This window comes from Entomomonas sp. E2T0 (genome assembly GCF_025985425.1).
GTDB lineage: Bacteria > Pseudomonadota > Gammaproteobacteria > Pseudomonadales > Pseudomonadaceae > Entomomonas.
The window spans coordinates 573,818-590,528 of the sequence record NZ_CP094972.1 but is presented as its reverse complement, the minus strand read 5'-3'; the positions used below and the strand labels follow the sequence as shown (position 1 = coordinate 590,528).

The 16,711-nt window shown below is 34.6% G+C and carries 16 protein-coding genes; 13 read left to right on the top strand and 3 right to left on the bottom strand.

Annotated features, from left to right (window positions below; translation table 11 throughout):
- Positions 1–9 precede the first annotated feature (9 nt).
- Positions 10–1,272 carry a hypothetical protein gene (locus MTZ49_RS02810; protein WP_264746884.1) on the bottom strand — a complete coding sequence of 421 codons (1,263 nt, stop codon included), beginning with the start codon at positions 1,270–1,272 and terminating at the stop codon, positions 10–12.
- A gap of 256 nt (positions 1,273–1,528) precedes the next feature.
- On the opposite strand from MTZ49_RS02810, the gene MTZ49_RS02805 reads away from it, so the two are divergent.
- The 10 genes from MTZ49_RS02805 (at position 1,529) to MTZ49_RS02760 (ending at position 10,622) form a co-directional block, all read left to right on the top strand.
- Positions 1,529–2,935, top strand: a complete 1,407-nt coding sequence (locus MTZ49_RS02805; protein ID WP_264746883.1) for an MBOAT family O-acyltransferase — start codon at positions 1,529–1,531, stop codon at positions 2,933–2,935.
- A 2-nt stretch (positions 2,936–2,937) separates the two neighbouring features.
- Positions 2,938–4,110 carry a DUF459 domain-containing protein gene (locus MTZ49_RS02800; protein ID WP_264746882.1) on the top strand — a complete coding sequence of 391 codons (1,173 nt, stop codon included), beginning with the start codon at positions 2,938–2,940 and terminating at the stop codon, positions 4,108–4,110.
- Positions 4,111–5,322, top strand: a complete 1,212-nt coding sequence (locus MTZ49_RS02795; protein WP_264746881.1) for an SGNH/GDSL hydrolase family protein — start codon at positions 4,111–4,113, stop codon at positions 5,320–5,322. It abuts the gene before it with no gap.
- 100 nt (positions 5,323–5,422) lie between these two features.
- Positions 5,423–5,722 carry a cell division protein FtsB gene (ftsB, locus tag MTZ49_RS02790; protein WP_413774169.1) on the top strand — a complete coding sequence of 100 codons (300 nt, stop codon included), beginning with the start codon at positions 5,423–5,425 and terminating at the stop codon, positions 5,720–5,722.
- On the top strand, positions 5,712–6,419 hold the full coding sequence (gene ispD / locus MTZ49_RS02785; protein WP_264746880.1) for a 2-C-methyl-D-erythritol 4-phosphate cytidylyltransferase: 708 nt from the start codon (positions 5,712–5,714) through the stop codon (positions 6,417–6,419). Before ftsB ends, ispD begins: the two co-directional genes overlap by 11 nt.
- Positions 6,420–6,431: 12 nt before the next feature.
- The gene (locus tag MTZ49_RS02780; RefSeq protein ID WP_264746879.1) at positions 6,432–6,965 is read left to right on the top strand and encodes a GNAT family N-acetyltransferase; all 534 of its coding nucleotides are present in this window, start codon (positions 6,432–6,434) and stop codon (positions 6,963–6,965) included.
- A 70-nt stretch (positions 6,966–7,035) separates the two neighbouring features.
- The gene (locus MTZ49_RS02775; RefSeq protein WP_264746878.1) at positions 7,036–7,905 is read left to right on the top strand and encodes a cation diffusion facilitator family transporter; all 870 of its coding nucleotides are present in this window, start codon (positions 7,036–7,038) and stop codon (positions 7,903–7,905) included.
- 95 nt (positions 7,906–8,000) lie between these two features.
- Positions 8,001–8,300, top strand: coding sequence for a DUF2388 domain-containing protein (locus tag MTZ49_RS02770; RefSeq protein ID WP_264746877.1), 300 nt, complete (start codon positions 8,001–8,003; stop codon positions 8,298–8,300).
- Positions 8,301–8,313: 13 nt separating this feature from the next.
- Complete coding sequence (locus MTZ49_RS02765) at positions 8,314–8,646, top strand: DUF2388 domain-containing protein (RefSeq protein WP_264746876.1); 333 nt, start codon at positions 8,314–8,316, stop codon at positions 8,644–8,646.
- On the top strand, positions 8,646–10,622 hold the full coding sequence (locus MTZ49_RS02760; protein WP_413774184.1) for a DUF4105 domain-containing protein: 1,977 nt from the start codon (positions 8,646–8,648) through the stop codon (positions 10,620–10,622). The genes MTZ49_RS02765 and MTZ49_RS02760 overlap by 1 nt, the downstream gene beginning before the upstream one ends.
- A 29-nt stretch (positions 10,623–10,651) precedes the next feature.
- Here the strand turns inward: MTZ49_RS02760 and MTZ49_RS02755 are convergent, their stop codons facing one another.
- Positions 10,652–12,460, bottom strand: coding sequence for a WG repeat-containing protein (locus MTZ49_RS02755; RefSeq protein ID WP_264746874.1), 1,809 nt, complete (start codon positions 12,458–12,460; stop codon positions 10,652–10,654).
- Positions 12,461–12,622: 162 nt separating this feature from the next.
- Here MTZ49_RS02755 and ubiA point away from each other — a divergent pair, with 162 nt between their 5' ends.
- Together ubiA and MTZ49_RS02745 are read left to right on the top strand one after the other, a co-directional pair.
- Positions 12,623–13,516 (top strand): 4-hydroxybenzoate octaprenyltransferase, encoded by an 894-nt coding sequence (ubiA, locus tag MTZ49_RS02750; RefSeq protein WP_264746873.1) that lies wholly within the window; start codon positions 12,623–12,625, stop codon positions 13,514–13,516.
- Positions 13,517–13,617: 101 nt separating this feature from the next.
- Positions 13,618–14,988, top strand: coding sequence for a hemolysin family protein (locus tag MTZ49_RS02745; protein WP_264746872.1), 1,371 nt, complete (start codon positions 13,618–13,620; stop codon positions 14,986–14,988).
- On the opposite strand, the gene MTZ49_RS02740 is transcribed toward MTZ49_RS02745, so the two are convergent.
- Positions 14,985–15,908: a M23 family metallopeptidase gene (locus MTZ49_RS02740; protein WP_264746871.1), complete on the bottom strand. Its 924-nt coding sequence runs from the start codon at positions 15,906–15,908 to the stop codon at positions 14,985–14,987. The two genes, MTZ49_RS02745 and MTZ49_RS02740, sit on opposite strands and share 4 nt — an antisense overlap.
- Positions 15,909–16,151: 243 nt before the next feature.
- Between MTZ49_RS02740 and MTZ49_RS02735 the strand changes: the two genes are divergently transcribed.
- On the top strand, positions 16,152–16,601 hold the full coding sequence (locus MTZ49_RS02735) for a DUF4124 domain-containing protein (RefSeq protein WP_264746870.1): 450 nt from the start codon (positions 16,152–16,154) through the stop codon (positions 16,599–16,601).
- Positions 16,602–16,711 lie beyond the last annotated feature (110 nt).

The following is a 16,711-nucleotide window of genomic DNA, read 5'->3' as shown; positions in this document are numbered from 1 at the left end:
TGAAAGGATTTAATAGTCAGAAAGTATATACACTAATTTAATTACATCTGCTTTAAGTGCTAAATCTGATGATCCTAATCTTTTATGAATAGTCATATGCAAAGAGCCGCCTTCTACTTTTCTGAAAGCACCTTTATAGATAATGCCACTGGTAGTATGTACCTCAATATTTTTGTTAAAAGCTTTAGCATTTAGCTCATTAAGAGGTGTTAGTTGACGTTCTGATGATTGGATAATTGGTTTTTTAGGCTTTGTGTCTAAACTATTATTTTTTGCTAATTGTTCAGCACTTATCCATTTAAACTCAATAGGAATATTTTGGCCATTAATTCTTAATGAAGGACGAATAAGCTCAAGAGCTACTTGTTCATTCATTGCTTTTAACTCATCAGGGGTAACAGGCCCTTTAGGGTTAGTAGCAATATAAAATTCTTTTGGATTTTTCATATATTCATTAACAGCATTAACTATTTCATCACTTAAGGTAAGTCCGAATATAGCTGCACTAGCTCGGTCTATGTTGTCTTTTGAAAATGCTGGTAAAGCAGCTATATATTCATCTATCGTTTTATTTTCTTTTTGAGCACAGTAGTTATAAAGTTTTTTGGTAAAAACATCATCAGACCATTGCATTTGAAATTTTGGAATAGCATTTTTCTTATGGTCTGATGCCGCCATAGGGTTAAGCAAAGAGGCATCACCATAGAATGAAGAAGAAAACTTAGAAGCGTTTCTGGTATTTAAATCAAAGCTAGCTTTAATACGTTTAGTAGAAATTTTTTCATAGGCAAGATCAATATCAAATACAAAGTTTTGATAACCAATATCCATGTATTCAACTAAACCAATTTTTTTGACCTTACCACAAGGAATATCAAAAGGATAACGGAAAGAATCGGCTATTTGCTTATTACTTAATAAGGTTGTTGAATTAACAGTAATACCTTGAATTCTTAAAGCTATTTGGTTAGGTATTTTACTGCCCCAATTCTTAAGAATTAGTTCTAATAATTCAACAATATTTTTAGATTTTAACTCTATTTTTTCTATCTTAATTCTTTGACCAGCATAAGTAATAGTAATATCATCGATACTTGTACTGCCTTGTAGTGATGTACTGACACCAGCATAATTAAACACACCTGGAGGCAAGGTGTTTTGTATATCTTTAGCTGTTTTATCGGTATAGTACCAAAGTAGTGCTTTGGTTCCCCCCACTACTATTAAACCAATAATAATAAGTAAGATAAAAAGATTACGTATTTTTCCCATTTTTACTCTTGTCCATATAAAGAACTAATTAAGTGGTAAATGTAATGGATAATTATCCATATTAAAAGTTATTTTGTGCTTAATATGATTTTAAGCAATTAAAGTAACCGTTATTTTGTAGTACTTAAACTATAACATTATACTTAATTGTACTGTTTTATTTAGTTAACTTGGAGTATTCTTAGCATTTTTTAATTGTTTAAAATAAGCATTGCTTATTGAGAATTAATAATGTTAATAATGTAAGTTACTGTCGGTGAGTTATTTATCTATAGAGTTTAGTGTTCTATTCCCTCTATTCTTTTTATTATATTGGGCACTAGCGAAAAAACCACTTTATCAGAATGGCCTATTATTAATAGCAAGCTATGCAGTTGTGGCTAGTTTTGATATTAATTTTTTGGCCATATTGATTACTTATTCTTTTGTTTTATATGGACTTTCTTTTCCTATTTATTACAGCAAACGAAGTGGTATTTGGTTAGGAATAGCTATTGCCATTGCTATTATTAATTTATGTTTTTTCAAATATTTTGATTTCTTTAGGGTGCAGGTTCAGGCGTTTATTACAGGTTTGGGAGTAGATTATGCCATTCCAGGTATTGAAATTTTATTACCAATAGGCATTTCTTTTTATACCTTCCATTCTATTAGTTATTTAGTTTCTCTCAAGAAAAAAGAGATCGGTATTCCCTCAGCAATTGATTTTGCTTTATTTTTATCTTTTTTCCCTAGTTTGGTGGCTGGTCCTATTAATAGAGCTAAAGATTTTTTACCACAAATTCAGGTAACACAGGCTAGAGAGATAGGTAATTATAATCAAGCATTTGTGTTAATTTTATTAGCCCTAATCAAAGTCCTTTGTTTAAATACAGCATTGGCTGATAACTTTGTTGATCCAGTGTTTGCTAACCCTAGTAATTATCATTCTTTAGATATTTTATTAGCTGTTTATGCCTATGCTTTACAAATTTTCTTTAATTTCTCTGGGTATACTAATTTAGTAACAGCTATTGCCTTATTATTAGGCTTTAGATTACCAATTAACTTTAATATGCCTTATTTTGCTAATAATTTACGGGATTTCTGGCAACGTTGGCATATAAGCTTATCAACTTGGATTAGAGACTATATTTACATTCCTTTAGGGGGAAATCGTCAGAGTTTTACGCGTACTCAAGTTAACTTATTTACAGCAATGACGCTTTCTGGTCTTTGGCATGGTGCTAGTTTTACTTTCATAGTCTGGGGTGTTATTCATGCGTTGGGCATTGTATTGCTTAATATTGGTGATCGTTATTGGGGGCGAGATCGTTTAAGTCAGGTTTCAATTTGGTTCGCAAGATTTATTACATTCCAATATGTTTGTTTTGCATGGATTTTTTTCCGTTCAGTTACCTTATCTGATGCTACAGAATTTTTGACTGCATTAGCTCATAATTTTACAGGAGTTGCGCTTAATACCAATGTAATACTCTATTTCCCTCTCTTACTGATAGCCTTTTTTATTTATCCGTTGTTGGCTAAATTACCCGATTTACTCGTCAAACTATTAGATAAGATAGTGTGGATTTATTTACCTATTGTATGGGTTATTATTTTATTGCTCATATTAACCACTGCACCTGCAGGAATTCCTAACTTTATTTATGCAAGTTTTTAGATATGATGGCAGGTAATAAGAAGTTTTTAAAAGTATTCTATTTGTTATTTATAACAATGCTGGCATTGTTATGGTTAGAGCAGCGCTCAATAAATGCCTATTGGATACAAACTTACCATCAAACTAGCCCTTTATCAGTGTTAGATAATTATTCTGCTTGGCAAGCAGGTGGTGATATAACTGCCTTTCTGAGCGGGCAGCTTGAAACAGTGCAGACAGAGGTGACAACATTAAATGATGAAGCTATAGCAGTATTTAATAATCATTTAATAAAAATGAGGGATGATACACCTATAACAGTTAATGAGGTCTCTGAAGAGTTGGCGTTATTAATTGATTCTCAGGCAGTTTTTAAAGACTCTAAATTTTTTATATTTCCTCAAAAACCATTTATTCAGGTGGTTAAAATAAAGGATATAGATAAAGAGCAAATGGTTATCAATAGAGGATTATTAATTGTTTCTCAACCATTGAAGGATAAGTCAGAGGCAGAGCCATTGGTTGCAAAAGATAACCGTGTTCTGTTGGAAAAAGGACAAAAAGTATTTTTTGTTGGTGATTCTTTAATGCAGGGGGTTGCACCCCATGCAATGCGAACTTTGCTAAAAGAGCATGGTATTGAGAGTATAAACCTAAGTAAACAGAGTACAGGGCTTTCTTATCCTAGATTTTATAATTGGCCACAAGTAGCACGTGAGACGTTTACTAAAAATCCTGAAATTAAACTAATGGTTGTTTTTATGGGGCCTAATGATCCTTGGGATTTCCCTGTTGTCCGAGGTAAAAGGTTCTTAAAGTTTAGTACACCGGAGTGGGAAGGAGTATATCGTGCTCGTATCCAACAGTTGATTAATGCGGCCACTGATCATGGTGCTCAAGTACTATGGATAGGTGTACCTAATATGAAGGATACTAAGCTAAATGTAGGTGTAATTAAATTGAATAAGATTTATCAGTCACAAGTCAATATAGCTGGGCAACGCTATATTCCTTCTAATGACTTACTAGGCATGCAAGATGATCATTTTGTAAAATTTTTGCGAATACCTAACCGTGGAAATGTTACTTTACGTACAGATGATGGTGTTCATTTCACCATTATTGGACAGAAGCGTATAGCTGACAAAATTATTTCTTTATTACGCTTTAACGACGTTATGGAAGTAAACAAATAAATGAAAACTGTTATTCAATTAATAGCCATTATGTGTTTGGTATGTAATCTACCAGCAATCGCTCAAACTTCTTCTGGTTTGGTTAAGCAAGTTAATATTGAAAATTTTGGTGAAGCCAATTTAACAAAACTTAAGAAAAAAATAGTGAATGTTGAAAAGCGTGTGGCGCCTCCAGATTCAGTATTGAGAATTAGCCAACTAGGAGACTCACACACGGCAGCTGATATTTTTACAGGGCAGTTAAGACAGAAGTTACAACAACGTTTTGGCGGTGCAGGAATTGGTTGGATTAGCCCCATCAATGTTTATGGGCAACGTAATACACAAGTTTATTATACAGCTTCAGATTGGTTGTTAACCTCTAGCCGTAGTACAGCATCTGATGATTACCCAATGGGCGGTTTTGTGGCAACTCCAACAGTGTCTAATGCACAATTAACCGTTAATTATAATGTGGATGAAAAGCCTAGTTTATGGAATGCTACTTTGTTAGTAAAGCAATTGAAGCCAGGGCAATCATTAAAATTAATAGATGGTATGAATTATGAAACCACATTAGATATGAGAAATAATAAGGATTGGCAATATATCAGTGTGTTTGTCATGCTTCCTTTTACTATTATTGCTGAATCTGCTGATTCAGCCAAATTAGGTGGTATTTGGCTAGAGAAAAATGGTCAACCTGGTGTTGTTGTATCACCTATCGCTTTAAATGGTGCTAAGCAAAGTATTTGGCAAAAGTGGCGAGCAAAATGGTTAAATGATTTAGCAAGAACAAAAAGTGATCTTGTTATTATTGCATATGGCACCAATGAATCATTTGAAACCCCTTTTAATGTAGCAAAATATAAGCAGTTTTTAACCACAAGTGTAAAACAAATTCGTAAGAAACTACCTAATAGTGCCATTCTTATTATTTCTCCTCCAGACACTTTACAACGTAATAAAATAAGGAAGGGGGCTAGCTGTCAGGCTATGCAAACACCACATTTAACTAGTATTCGAACTGTACAAAAAGAGGTAGCAAAACAACAGCGAACGCTTTATTGGGATTGGTCTGCCGCAATGGGTGGAAACTGTGCAATGCAACGTTGGGTGGAAAGAGGTTTAGCCAATAAAGATTATGTTCACTTAACTGCGACGGGCTACCAACAAAGTGCTGATAGTCTTTATAATGCACTTATACGGTTACTTAATTTGCCAAATGGGTAATAGTGTTTTAGAAACTTGTTACAATTATATGAGTAACAATGAATATGAATTTTTTCAGCAAAAAGATATGCTAACATTAATTCAGGTTGCAGATTAAATAATGATGTCACGTTTATTGCGTAGTCCCTATTGGTTATTTGTACTATTGTTAGTCCTATTAGCTGGTTTACAATATCGGCTATGGTTGGGTGACGATGGAATGCGTCAAACTGATGAGTTAAAAGATCAAATAGCTGCTCAGCAAGAAGAGAATAAGAAGTTATTAGAAAAAAATCGACGTTTAGAGGCCGAAGTTATTGAGCTTAAAAAAGGTACCGAAACTATTGAGGAAAAAGCAAGACATGATCTTGGTATGGTAAAGGATGGAGAAACTCTCTATATAGTCCCCAATGAAAAATAATGACCAAATCCCCCCATTTTGGGTAGTTATTCCAGCCGCTGGTATTGGTAGTCGTATGCAAGCGGCAGTTCCTAAGCAATACCTGCCATTAGGTAGATTAACTGTTTTAGAACATACCATTAATTGCTTTTTAGAGCACCCTAAATTGTTAGGAATAGTTGTGTGTATAGCTGTTGAAGATAATTATTGGAATAATTTAGCTGTGAGTAAACATCATTCTATTCAAACGACTATAGGTGGTAAAGAGCGAGCTGATTCGGTATTAGCAGGTTTATCACTATTAGCAAAACAGGCTCAGGCAGATGATTGGGTATTAGTGCATGATGCTGCTAGGCCTAATTTACAACGAGAAGATTTAGATAAATTGCTATTAGTAGCAGGTAAAGATTCTGTAGGTGGGTTATTGGCTGTTCCTGCAAAAGATACATTAAAACAAATTGATCATGCTGGACGAGTAAAAGCGACTTTAGATAGACGTGTTATTTGGCAAGCATTAACACCACAAATGTTTCATTTAGATCAATTGCAATCAGCATTACAGCTGGGATTAAAAGCAGGTCAATCTATAACAGATGAAGCTTCTGCCTTAGAACTAGCAGGCTATTCTCCTTTATTAGTAGAGGGACGGAGTGATAATTTAAAAGTTACTCATCCCGAAGATATTCAATGGTTAGCACCTTATTTTATAAATTTGTAATGCGAGAATAATATGATTATCCGTCCTTGCAAGTTAACTGATATTCCAATGATTACAGCTATTTATGCGGAAGCTGTTATAAATGGTTCGGCTACTTTTGAGTTGGAGCCACCTTCTGAGTTAGAAATGACAGAAAGAAGGGAAGCATTATTAGCTAAAAATTATCCTTATTTAGTGGCTGATGAGGATGGATTTGTAGTTGGCTATGCTTATGCAGGTGAATATCATGAGCGTCTAGCCTTTAATGGTACCGTGGAAGATTCTATTTATATCCATCAGGATTTTCAGGGCAAAGGTGTGGGAAAAGCGTTATTAAAACAATTAATAATAGAGGCTACTCAGCTTGATTTTAGGCAGATGATTGCAGTTGTGGGTGACTCTGCTAATCATGGCTCAATAGCCTTGCATAAAAGACAAGGTTTTGAATTAATTGGTACCCTCCATTCAGTTGGATGGAAGCATGGACGTTGGTTAGACACAGTAATAATGCAGCGACCATTAGGCAAAGCCGACACTTGTCCTTATAAAAAGCTGAACAAATCATAGAGAATTGAGAAGTATCCAACCTAACCCTTATAAAAAATAATAGAATGTGACTTTTAGTTAGAGATTTAATATGGTTACAACTGTGCAACAAGCTAGATTAATGCGTATAGCAGCTATGTCTTCTGTAGCTGTTGCTATAGTTTTAGTAGTGGTCAAAGCCATAGCTTGGTGGTTTAGTGGCTCTGTAAGTCTATTGGCAGGTTTAACTGACTCATTATTGGATAGCTTGGCCTCTTTAATAAATTTAATTGCAATTACTATTGCCTTAAGACCTGCAGATCATGATCATCGTTTTGGACATGGTAAAGCAGAAGCATTAGCAGGCCTAGCGCAAGCACTATTTATTACTATAAGTGCAGTTTTTGTGAGTTGGGAAGGGATTAAACGGCTTATTGATCCTGTTCCTTTAGAAAATACCCACTGGGGTATAGTTGTAATGCTATTTTCGCTGGTTGTTACTATTGGTTTAGTTAGCTTCCAGCGTTATGTTATTAAAAAAACGGGATCAACAGCGATTACGGCAGACTCTTTACATTATAAGTCGGATATCCTATTAAATATCAGTATATTATGCGCGTTAGGACTAAGTTTATATGGTTGGCAACGTAGTGATGGTTTGTTTGGTGCTTTGATTGGCCTTTATATCTTGTGGAGTGCAATTACTGTTGGTAAAGAAGCGATTGAAATTTTAATGGACAAAGAGTTACCTGAAGACGTTACAGAGCAGATGCTTACAGTAGCAAGATCAGTGCCAGAAGTAATTAATGTGCATGATTTAAAAACACGTAAATCAGGAACACAGTGGTTTATACAGCTTCATGTAGAATTACCCGCTATGATGAGTTTAGATGAAGCGCATCAACAGTGTTTAATCGTAAGAAAAGTATTGCAAGAACGATGGCCAGCGGCTGATGTAATAATACATGCTGATCCTCGCTAATATATTGTTTATAATTTATACCATTTATTAGTTATCACATAGATTATTTATAGCTTAAACTATAACTGCTTGATTATTTGGAAGGAAAAGTAACAATGAAATGTTCAACAATGGCTACAGTATTGTTAGGTTGTGTATTAGCTATGCCTGTAATGGCATTTGAATCAACAACAGATGTTGTTGTACGTTCTTTGTATGCTTCTCAACAAGTCACTTCTAGTTTTGCGAATGATAAAGTTGTTCGGGCAGCACATGATGATGCAGCTAGTTTTGTGGCTTCTAATGGAGAAATTCGTGGGGCTCGTATTGAGGTGGCATTTCAAAAAATACGTGCTCAATATCCAGATTTAACAGTAACAGATTTAGAGTTAGCTGAAGCAATTCTTGCTCAGTGAGGAATTATTTGATATGAAAAAACTATTGTGTACGGTAGCTGTAGTGATGGGAATTTTATATATTCCAAATTCTTATGCCATTGATCAGACGAAGGATATTTTTAATATTACAACCCGTGCATTTGGGCGTAGTTTGGATTTTACCTCGGATACTACTACTTCAACGCGTGACAAGTTTAAATTAGTTCAGGCCGCTAAAAGTGATGCTGCAGCCTTTGTCGCATCAGAAGGAAAAATACAGGGACCTTATTTAACAAAAGCCTTTGAAATAATACGTGATGAATATCCTGAAGCAGCAAATATGCCAGACTTAGAGTTAGCTAAAGCTGTGCTTGCTATTAAGTGATTAAATTAGTCAAATATTTTTTAACTGCTATAGGCTTTGTTGTTTATAGCAGTTATTGTTTGGCTGAGCTTGATTTAAAACTTGATAGCAAGGGTTTAACAGAACAAGAAATAACTGCTTCGCAACAATTACTGCTGGAAGCTAAATCACTATTGCCGCCTACTTTTGCGGCAAAACTTGATCATAGAATAACTATCAGTTGGTCAGACCTCTTACCTAATGAAGCTTATGGCCGAACTAATGGACGTTTTGCTCTTTATTTAAATAAAAGATTATTACCTTCACTAGTTGATGGAAGTGCTGCAGCAGAAAAAAATGATCGGCCTCATGGTACTGTACGTAAAGAATTATTAGCTACAGTTATTCATGAATTAGCTCATTTGTATGATGATGCAGGATTATTTTCTAATGACCAACTACCACAGATTCGTTATTGTCAGCGATTAGCTAAATCACAAGGTGTTAAATCTATACCTTCTTATTGCATGGGTTTTTTAAATCGGCATTTTACGTTGAGTGATGATGCTGAGTTTTTAGATTTAGCCGGCTGGCCATTATTGATAGGGGAATCCGATCTTAGAGATGATCAGAATACACGTATTGATCGTTCACCAGATCATTATGAGCTGACCAATCCTAAAGAGTTTATGGCTGTGAATATGGAGTATTTTTTATTTGATAAAAATTACGCCTGTCGCCGTCCACGACTAAATAATTGGTTAGTGCAACATTTTAACTGGCAACCTGCTGATCAAGCGCAATGTAGTAGAGATTATGTTTATCTTTATGCAAATGATGCTCCAGGAAGTTCGCCTTTAGAACATCTTGATCCAGAACGTATTTATGAAGTTGATTATTTATTTGCGGCTGCTAACAAAAACTGGATGAGTCGTTGGGGACATAGTATGTTACGGCTGGTTGTTTGTGCCCCAGATAGACCCCGTGGCCCTGACTGTCGATTAGATTTAGAGTATCATCGCGTATTATCCTATCGCGCCTTTATTAATGATTTACAAATTTCTAGTATTAAAGGATTAACAGGAAGTTATCCATCAAGGCTGTTTATTTTACCTTTAAATCAGGTTGTTGATGAGTATACCAAGCTTGAGTGGCGACCATTAGAGTCAGTTCCTCTTAAATTATCTCGATCAGAGCTTTTATCTTTGGTCGATCAAGCAGTAGAGTTACATTGGAGTTATGATGGTAATTATTACTTTATTACCAATAATTGTGCTGTTGAAACATTAAAGTTATTGCGTAGTGGTACCAATAGAATAGATTTACAAACATTAGATACGATTACTCCCAGTGGTCTGTTAAAGCTATTAGAAGTTAGAGGTTTAGCAGATACATCGGTATTAAAAGATCGAAAAGAAGCCATGCGATTAGGTTATTTCTTTGACTCTTATCGTGATCGCTACGAAATGATGTTTCAGGTAATAAAAGAACAGTTGGCTGTGCCAGAGCATTCTGTGGATGAGTGGTTAATGCGCCCAGCATTATCTCGTCAGCAGTTCTTTAAAAAAGCAGATTTGCGTACTACAGCAGCATTAGTACTTTTAGAGCAAGCTTCTGTACGCAGACAAACGTTATTAGCCTATCAGGTATTAAAAGATCGTTATTTGAAACCTACGAATCAGTTGGATAATCAGCAACAACTGACGGATACGCAAGATAATATTCAACAGTTGGTACAACATAGTGGCTTTCTTTCTAGGCCTGCCAGTCTGTTAAAAGATGGTTATGGATTACCTTTGCCAGACGAAATTGCTAAGTTATCTGAGGCAAGTTTGGCTAAACAACAACAGCTTGATAAAGTTATGCTGTCTTTAAAAGATCAATTGAAAATGTTATTGCCTGTAGATTTAGTAAAAGAATTGGACGGTACAGAGGCAAATATTAAAATATTAAGTGAACAGTTAAGAACTTTGCATACAGCCAGTGGTGGTTTACAACTTGATAAGCTAAATGAATAATTTGCATTGGTTAAGAATAAATTAAAAACTTATTCCTCAGAATAATTCAAACTATAATTATAATATTTATCACTGACATATAGACATAGCATCGTTTGAAAATCACCATCTCCTGTATATGCTATGGATAATAGGGTGATATAACGATTATCAAAAGTTTTCCATTCTGTATAGTCTTCTTCCGCATCACTATGAGTCGTGTGGGGTTCTCCTAATAAGTTTATTAGTTGTGTTCTCAGTATTTGGTAATTTTTTTGAAAGAGGGAGAAACTTTGATCGCTTAAAAATAAATAATTACCCCAGTCATATTCGCTGTAATAACTGACAGCAATTGTTTTAATAGCTCCACAAGGTAGTAAGGCTAGCTCATCTTCATCATACTTTGCGTAATTTATTTCATATTCGTTATATTGGTGGATTTTTCTTGACTCACCTCTATGGTCATCGTAGATAAAATCAACAAATTTAAAAGGTTGAGTAGGGTTAGTTAGTAGTTCTTCAATTAATAGTTTAAGCTCTTCATCAGAGTATTTAGGAAAATTATGGAAGTCTCTATTAAATAATAATTCAGGTTGTTCGATCTGATTTTTAGGATAACTAACTACGGTATTATGTTGGTTGTCTTTGAATAGGACATTATTTGCATCAAATTGTAGTGTGGCTATAATTTCTCCATTAGAAAGAACATATTCGATACTGTTTTGGCTAGTAATAAAGGCAGGAAGAATATGTTTCTGGCCTATGGGCGTATTATAGTAATAACCATTCTCTTTGTACTTTGAGAGAGGTTCAATCCATTGCTCTTTATAAAAAATGTCACCTTTATTATTAGCAATCCCCCATTTAGGTTCCATTGTTTCATTACTTTCTTTGCTACGAATAATACTTATATTGGAAATTTCAAAAAAAGAGTGGGCATATTCAATATTATTTTCTGCAAAATTAATAACAACCTCACCAGATTCTTGTGTTATAAAAGATTTTTTAGTTTTTATTAACCCACAATTTAGATAGCTATCATCGAAACATTCATCTAAAGGAAATTCAAAAATAATATCTCCTTTAGCGTCTAGGCAGCCGCCTGTGAAGTTATCTTTGTTAAAGTAGGCAAGATTTTCTTGATTAAAGTTCGAGATCTTTTGGTAAGTAGGTTTTAATATCCATTCACCGTTAGTATTGATTAGTCCATATTTATTGGATTTTGTATCTTTGAAAGGCGCAGCCCCTTTATAGGAAAATGGGCTACCAACACCTTCTTTGTAGTGTATTACCATTTCAGCATGATGATTGAAATAAGCTGTATAGTAGTTCTCTCTTGTGGTTGTAATTATTGGAACTAAACCCAGAGAGTCGAATGTTTTAATAGTATGAAGTGTAGGTCTTGGTGAAAATATAGCTGATTCGGATAATGATGGTAAATTAAGCTGATATTGTTGTAAATCAGTTAAAGAAAATAGAAAAGTTTTTCTATTTTTATTAGTAGCAAACCAAAAGTAACTATCTATAGGTGTGGAGTAGGGATATTGACAGGGAATAATAAATTTACCTGTACAGTCAATAACGCCCCATTGTCTATCTAATTGAACACGTGCATAGCCTGTTGAGTTAAATGCTTTGGCCTGCTCAAACTGAGGTTTAATAACCCATTCTGCATTATGGTTTAAATATCCCCACTGATTATCTTGATTGGCGGCATTAATTAATAGGCCATTAGGTGTATTAATTGCAGTGCCAATATTTCTTAGTGGGCGATTGAAAAACTGACCTTTGTCATTTAAAACAAAAAAATCACTGGTATTGTTAGTTTTTAGTATCCGTATTATCCAAATTTGTTGCATCTAATAGTCCTTTTAGTATTTTGTAAGCTCCATAAATTATCTATTGTTGATTATGACTAAATAAGAGGTAGATGTTATTATATTGAGCTAAAGTTAATTTACTATTAATTATTAGATTAAGTAAATTAATTATATGAATAAAATAATAGATTGAGATAAAAAATGTACGTTACGTGGTTAAAGAGTCTAGCTGATAAGTTACACAATCGTGCTTGGGATTTTATACAATTAATCCGTCTCGAAAAACCTATTGGTATCTACTTATTATTGTGGCCTACGTTATCAGCATTATGGGTAGCTGGTAATGGCAGTCCATCTGCTAAAAATTTTATTATTTTTTTACTTGGTGTAGCATTAATGCGCTCCGCTGGATGCATTATTAATGATTTTGCTGATCGTAATTTTGATGGACATGTAGCTCGTACTAAAGAGCGGCCTTTAGCAGGTAAACGAATTAGTGTTAAAGAAGCTTTTGTATTGTTTTTTATCTTATTGTTTATCTGTCTATTATTGGTGCTTTGTACTAATCTTACTACCTTTTATTTATCCTTTGGCGCAGTTGCTGTGGCTGCTTGCTACCCATTTATGAAACGTTTTACCAATTATCCCCAAGTGGTATTAGGTGCTGCTTATTCATGGGGGATTTTAATGACCTTTACTGCAGAAACAGGGCAACTACCTTGGTTTGCGTGGGTGTTGTTTTTTGCTAATGTGGCATGGACGGTAGCATTTGATACTTATTATGCAATGTCTGATAAAGAGGATGATTTAAAAATTGGCGTTAAATCAACTGCTATTGCTTTTGGACAGTATGACCGCTTAATTATCGCCATTTTACAGGGGGTTAATTTAGTTGGTTTTATAGTGGTTGGTCTTTATTTAAGCTTTGGTATCTATTTCTATCTGGGTTTGCTTATTGCCTTAGCTTGTTTTATTTGGGAGTATCTTAATACTCGTAGTTTAGAGCCGCTTATTTGTTTTAAAGCTTTTTTACATAATCACTGGGCTGGTTTAGCTATTTTTATAGGGATAGTGCTAGATTATTTGCTTAAATAGTCAGTTTTTAAAAAAAGTAATAAGTTTTTGTTAAGAATACTTGCAGATATCAACAATAGGTTGCATGATATAAAACCTTATCAACAACTTTTATAAAAAATATGGACCCTGACTCGAATAGTTTACTTATTTATTCCGCCGATATTTTACTTGTTTTATTCGCATTATTTTTAGTTTTACTTAATGGCTTCTTCGTCGGTGCTGAATTTGCCATGGTTAAACTACGGGCTACCCGTGTGGAAGCACTTGCAGAGGTTAATGGGTGGCGAGGGAAAATTCTAAGAAAAGTTCACCATCAATTAGATGCTTATCTTTCTGCTTGTCAGTTGGGTATTACACTTGCTTCTTTAGGATTGGGGTGGGTTGGTGAACCAGCCTTTGCTGAATTAATTACACCACTGTTGGCTAAAGTAGGTATAGAGTCGCCAGAACTTATTAGAGGTGTTTCATTCTTTACCGCCTTCTTTATTATTTCTTATTTACATATTGTCGTCGGTGAGTTAGCGCCTAAGTCGTGGGCGATACGTCAACCTGAAAAATTATCCTTGTGGACAGCGGTACCACTCTATTTATTCTATTGGTTTATGTATCCTGCTATTTGGCTACTTAATCATAGTGCTAATGCCATTTTGCGGATGGCTGGCCAACATGAAACACAAGGGCATGAACATTACTATAGTCGTGATGAGCTAAAAATTATTCTTCATTCAAGCCGCGCCCATAATCCCACTGATGGTGGTATGCAAGTGATGGCTTCAGCAGTTGAAATGGCTGAATTAGAGGCTGTAGACTGGGCGAATTCACGCGAAGATTTAATTTATATTGAGCAAGATGCTTCATTAGATGATGTTTTAGATATTATTAAACGCCACAAATATAGTCGTTATCCTATTTATAATACAGAGACAACAGAGTTTACAGGTATTCTCCATATTAAAGACTTATTGTTAGAGTTAGCTGACAATAGAGGCGAAAAAGCTAAGTTTGTGCTTGATCTTGATGAATTATCTCGGCCTCTAGATAGAGTTTCTAAAAATACACCTTTAGGAGAGTTACTAGAACGTTTTAAACAAGGGGGAGTGCACTTTGCCTTAGTTGAGGAAGCGGATGGTAAAGTTGTAGGTTTCTTAACTATGGAAGATGTGTTAGAAGTTCTAGTGGGTGATATTCAAGATGAACACCGTAAAACAGAGCGTGGGGTATTGGCTTATCAACCTGGTAAATTATTGGTAAGAGGTGATACGCCTTTATTTAAAATAGAACGTTTATTAAATGTAGACCTTGACCATATTGCAGCTGAAACAATGGGTGGATTAATTTATGAAACCCTTAGCCGTGTTCCTGAAGAAGAGGAAGTTTTGGAGACAGATGGTTTAAGTATCACTGTAAAAAAAATGAAAGGTCCAAAAATCTTATTAGCTAAAGTAACAAAGCTAGATGATAGTAAACCTTATAAAGAAAATACAGATTAATTATTTGTAACTCTACCACGGTAAATAGTTTTACTATTTACAGGTTGTGCAAAATCATAAGGGATGGACTCTAAAGCCATCCCTACATTACGTTGTACAACAAAATGTAAATGTGGCCCTGTACTACGTCCAGTATTACCTGAGAATGCTATTTGATCTCCAACTTTGACATGTTGGCCTTCTTTGTGGCGAATAGATCCTTTCTTAAGATGCAAATAAACACTCATTGTGCCATCATCATGTAAAATACGAATGAAGTTTCCTGCCGGATTTGTCCCTTGACCTGTTTGGTTATTTTCTACTTTTATCACCGTGCCAGAGCGAGCGGCAATAATAGGTGTTCCTTCTGGCATGCCAATATCCCTAGCATAACGACCTTTCGGTCCTGAGTGACTAAATTTTCCGCCAGGTCCCTGTGTTTGTTGAAATGGACCACCACGCCAAGGTAATGGATAACGATAAGGTTGGGGTTTAGTTCTTGGGTCACCTAATGCATACGCTAGTTTTGGTGTATAGCGCATAGGTTTAGTACGATCAAAAGGTGTTAATGTTACTAAACGGATTTCTTTTCTTGGAGGAAGAATCCAATGCAACTTTTTATTGGCTGCGCCCACTACATTGTCAACATTTTCTAAAGTAAGTTGAATTTCTACTGGGGCATAAAGCTCATTTTTTATCTTAAGTGTTTCACCACCAGCATGTTTTACTGTATTTAATTTAACTTGATTTTCAATATGCTCAATAATTTCATCATTCAATTCAAAAGGTTTAGAGCCTGGTAGCTGTTTATCTGTGTAAGTAATAACACCATTACTATCTACATATTGGTAAATAGAAGCGCTAAGGGCATAAGTACAATAATTACAAAGTAATAAAATGCTGAATACAGCACATTTCTGCTTTGTTAAAGCAGCTCTCATTTATTAACAACCTCAGTATACAAATTATTTATAACCTTCTTATAGTAACCTAGTTCTATATCTAGTAAAGTAATATTAAATTATAAATACAGTAAATGATTAAATTTCTGTATTATATCAGTATATGTTAAAACTATCTGGTTACAATGATAAAAGCAGTAATGATTTTAGACTCATATCTGGATTGTTTTTTGTAAAATAGTAGTAGAACAATTAGTGTCTATAAAGTAAAGGAATGTGTTTATGAAGCATATTATATTAACAATAGCAGTTTCACTTTTTACTGTGTTACCTGTTGCTGCCCAAATGTATCGTTGGGTTGATGGGAAAGGGCAAGTGCATTATAGTTCTGAACCACCACAAGGACAGAAAGCTGAGCAGATTAAAAAACCAACATCACCGAGAGTTAATAATAAAGATGTAGTAGAAAAATATGCTGATGGCGAAAAAAAGCCAACTGAAGCGGAGAAGCAAGAGTCTTTCAATAGGGCAGCACAACAACAAGCACAAAAAGATGAAGCTCAAACAAGATTAGCATGTGATGGTATGCGTAAGGATTTAGCACTTTATCAAAATTATCCTCGTGCGCGTGTTGATGTAGAGGGCACGACTCGTCGTTTAACATCTGAGGAGTTGAACACAAGAATTGCGGATTTACAAAAAAATATTAATGATAATTGTCAGGGATATTAATTTTATTAATAAACGGTCTTTATAAAGACCGTTTTTATTTTGTTAGATTAAATAGCTTATTTTTATAAGAATTTAGATTATTAATTCGGGTTAAAAATTATAAAAGAATT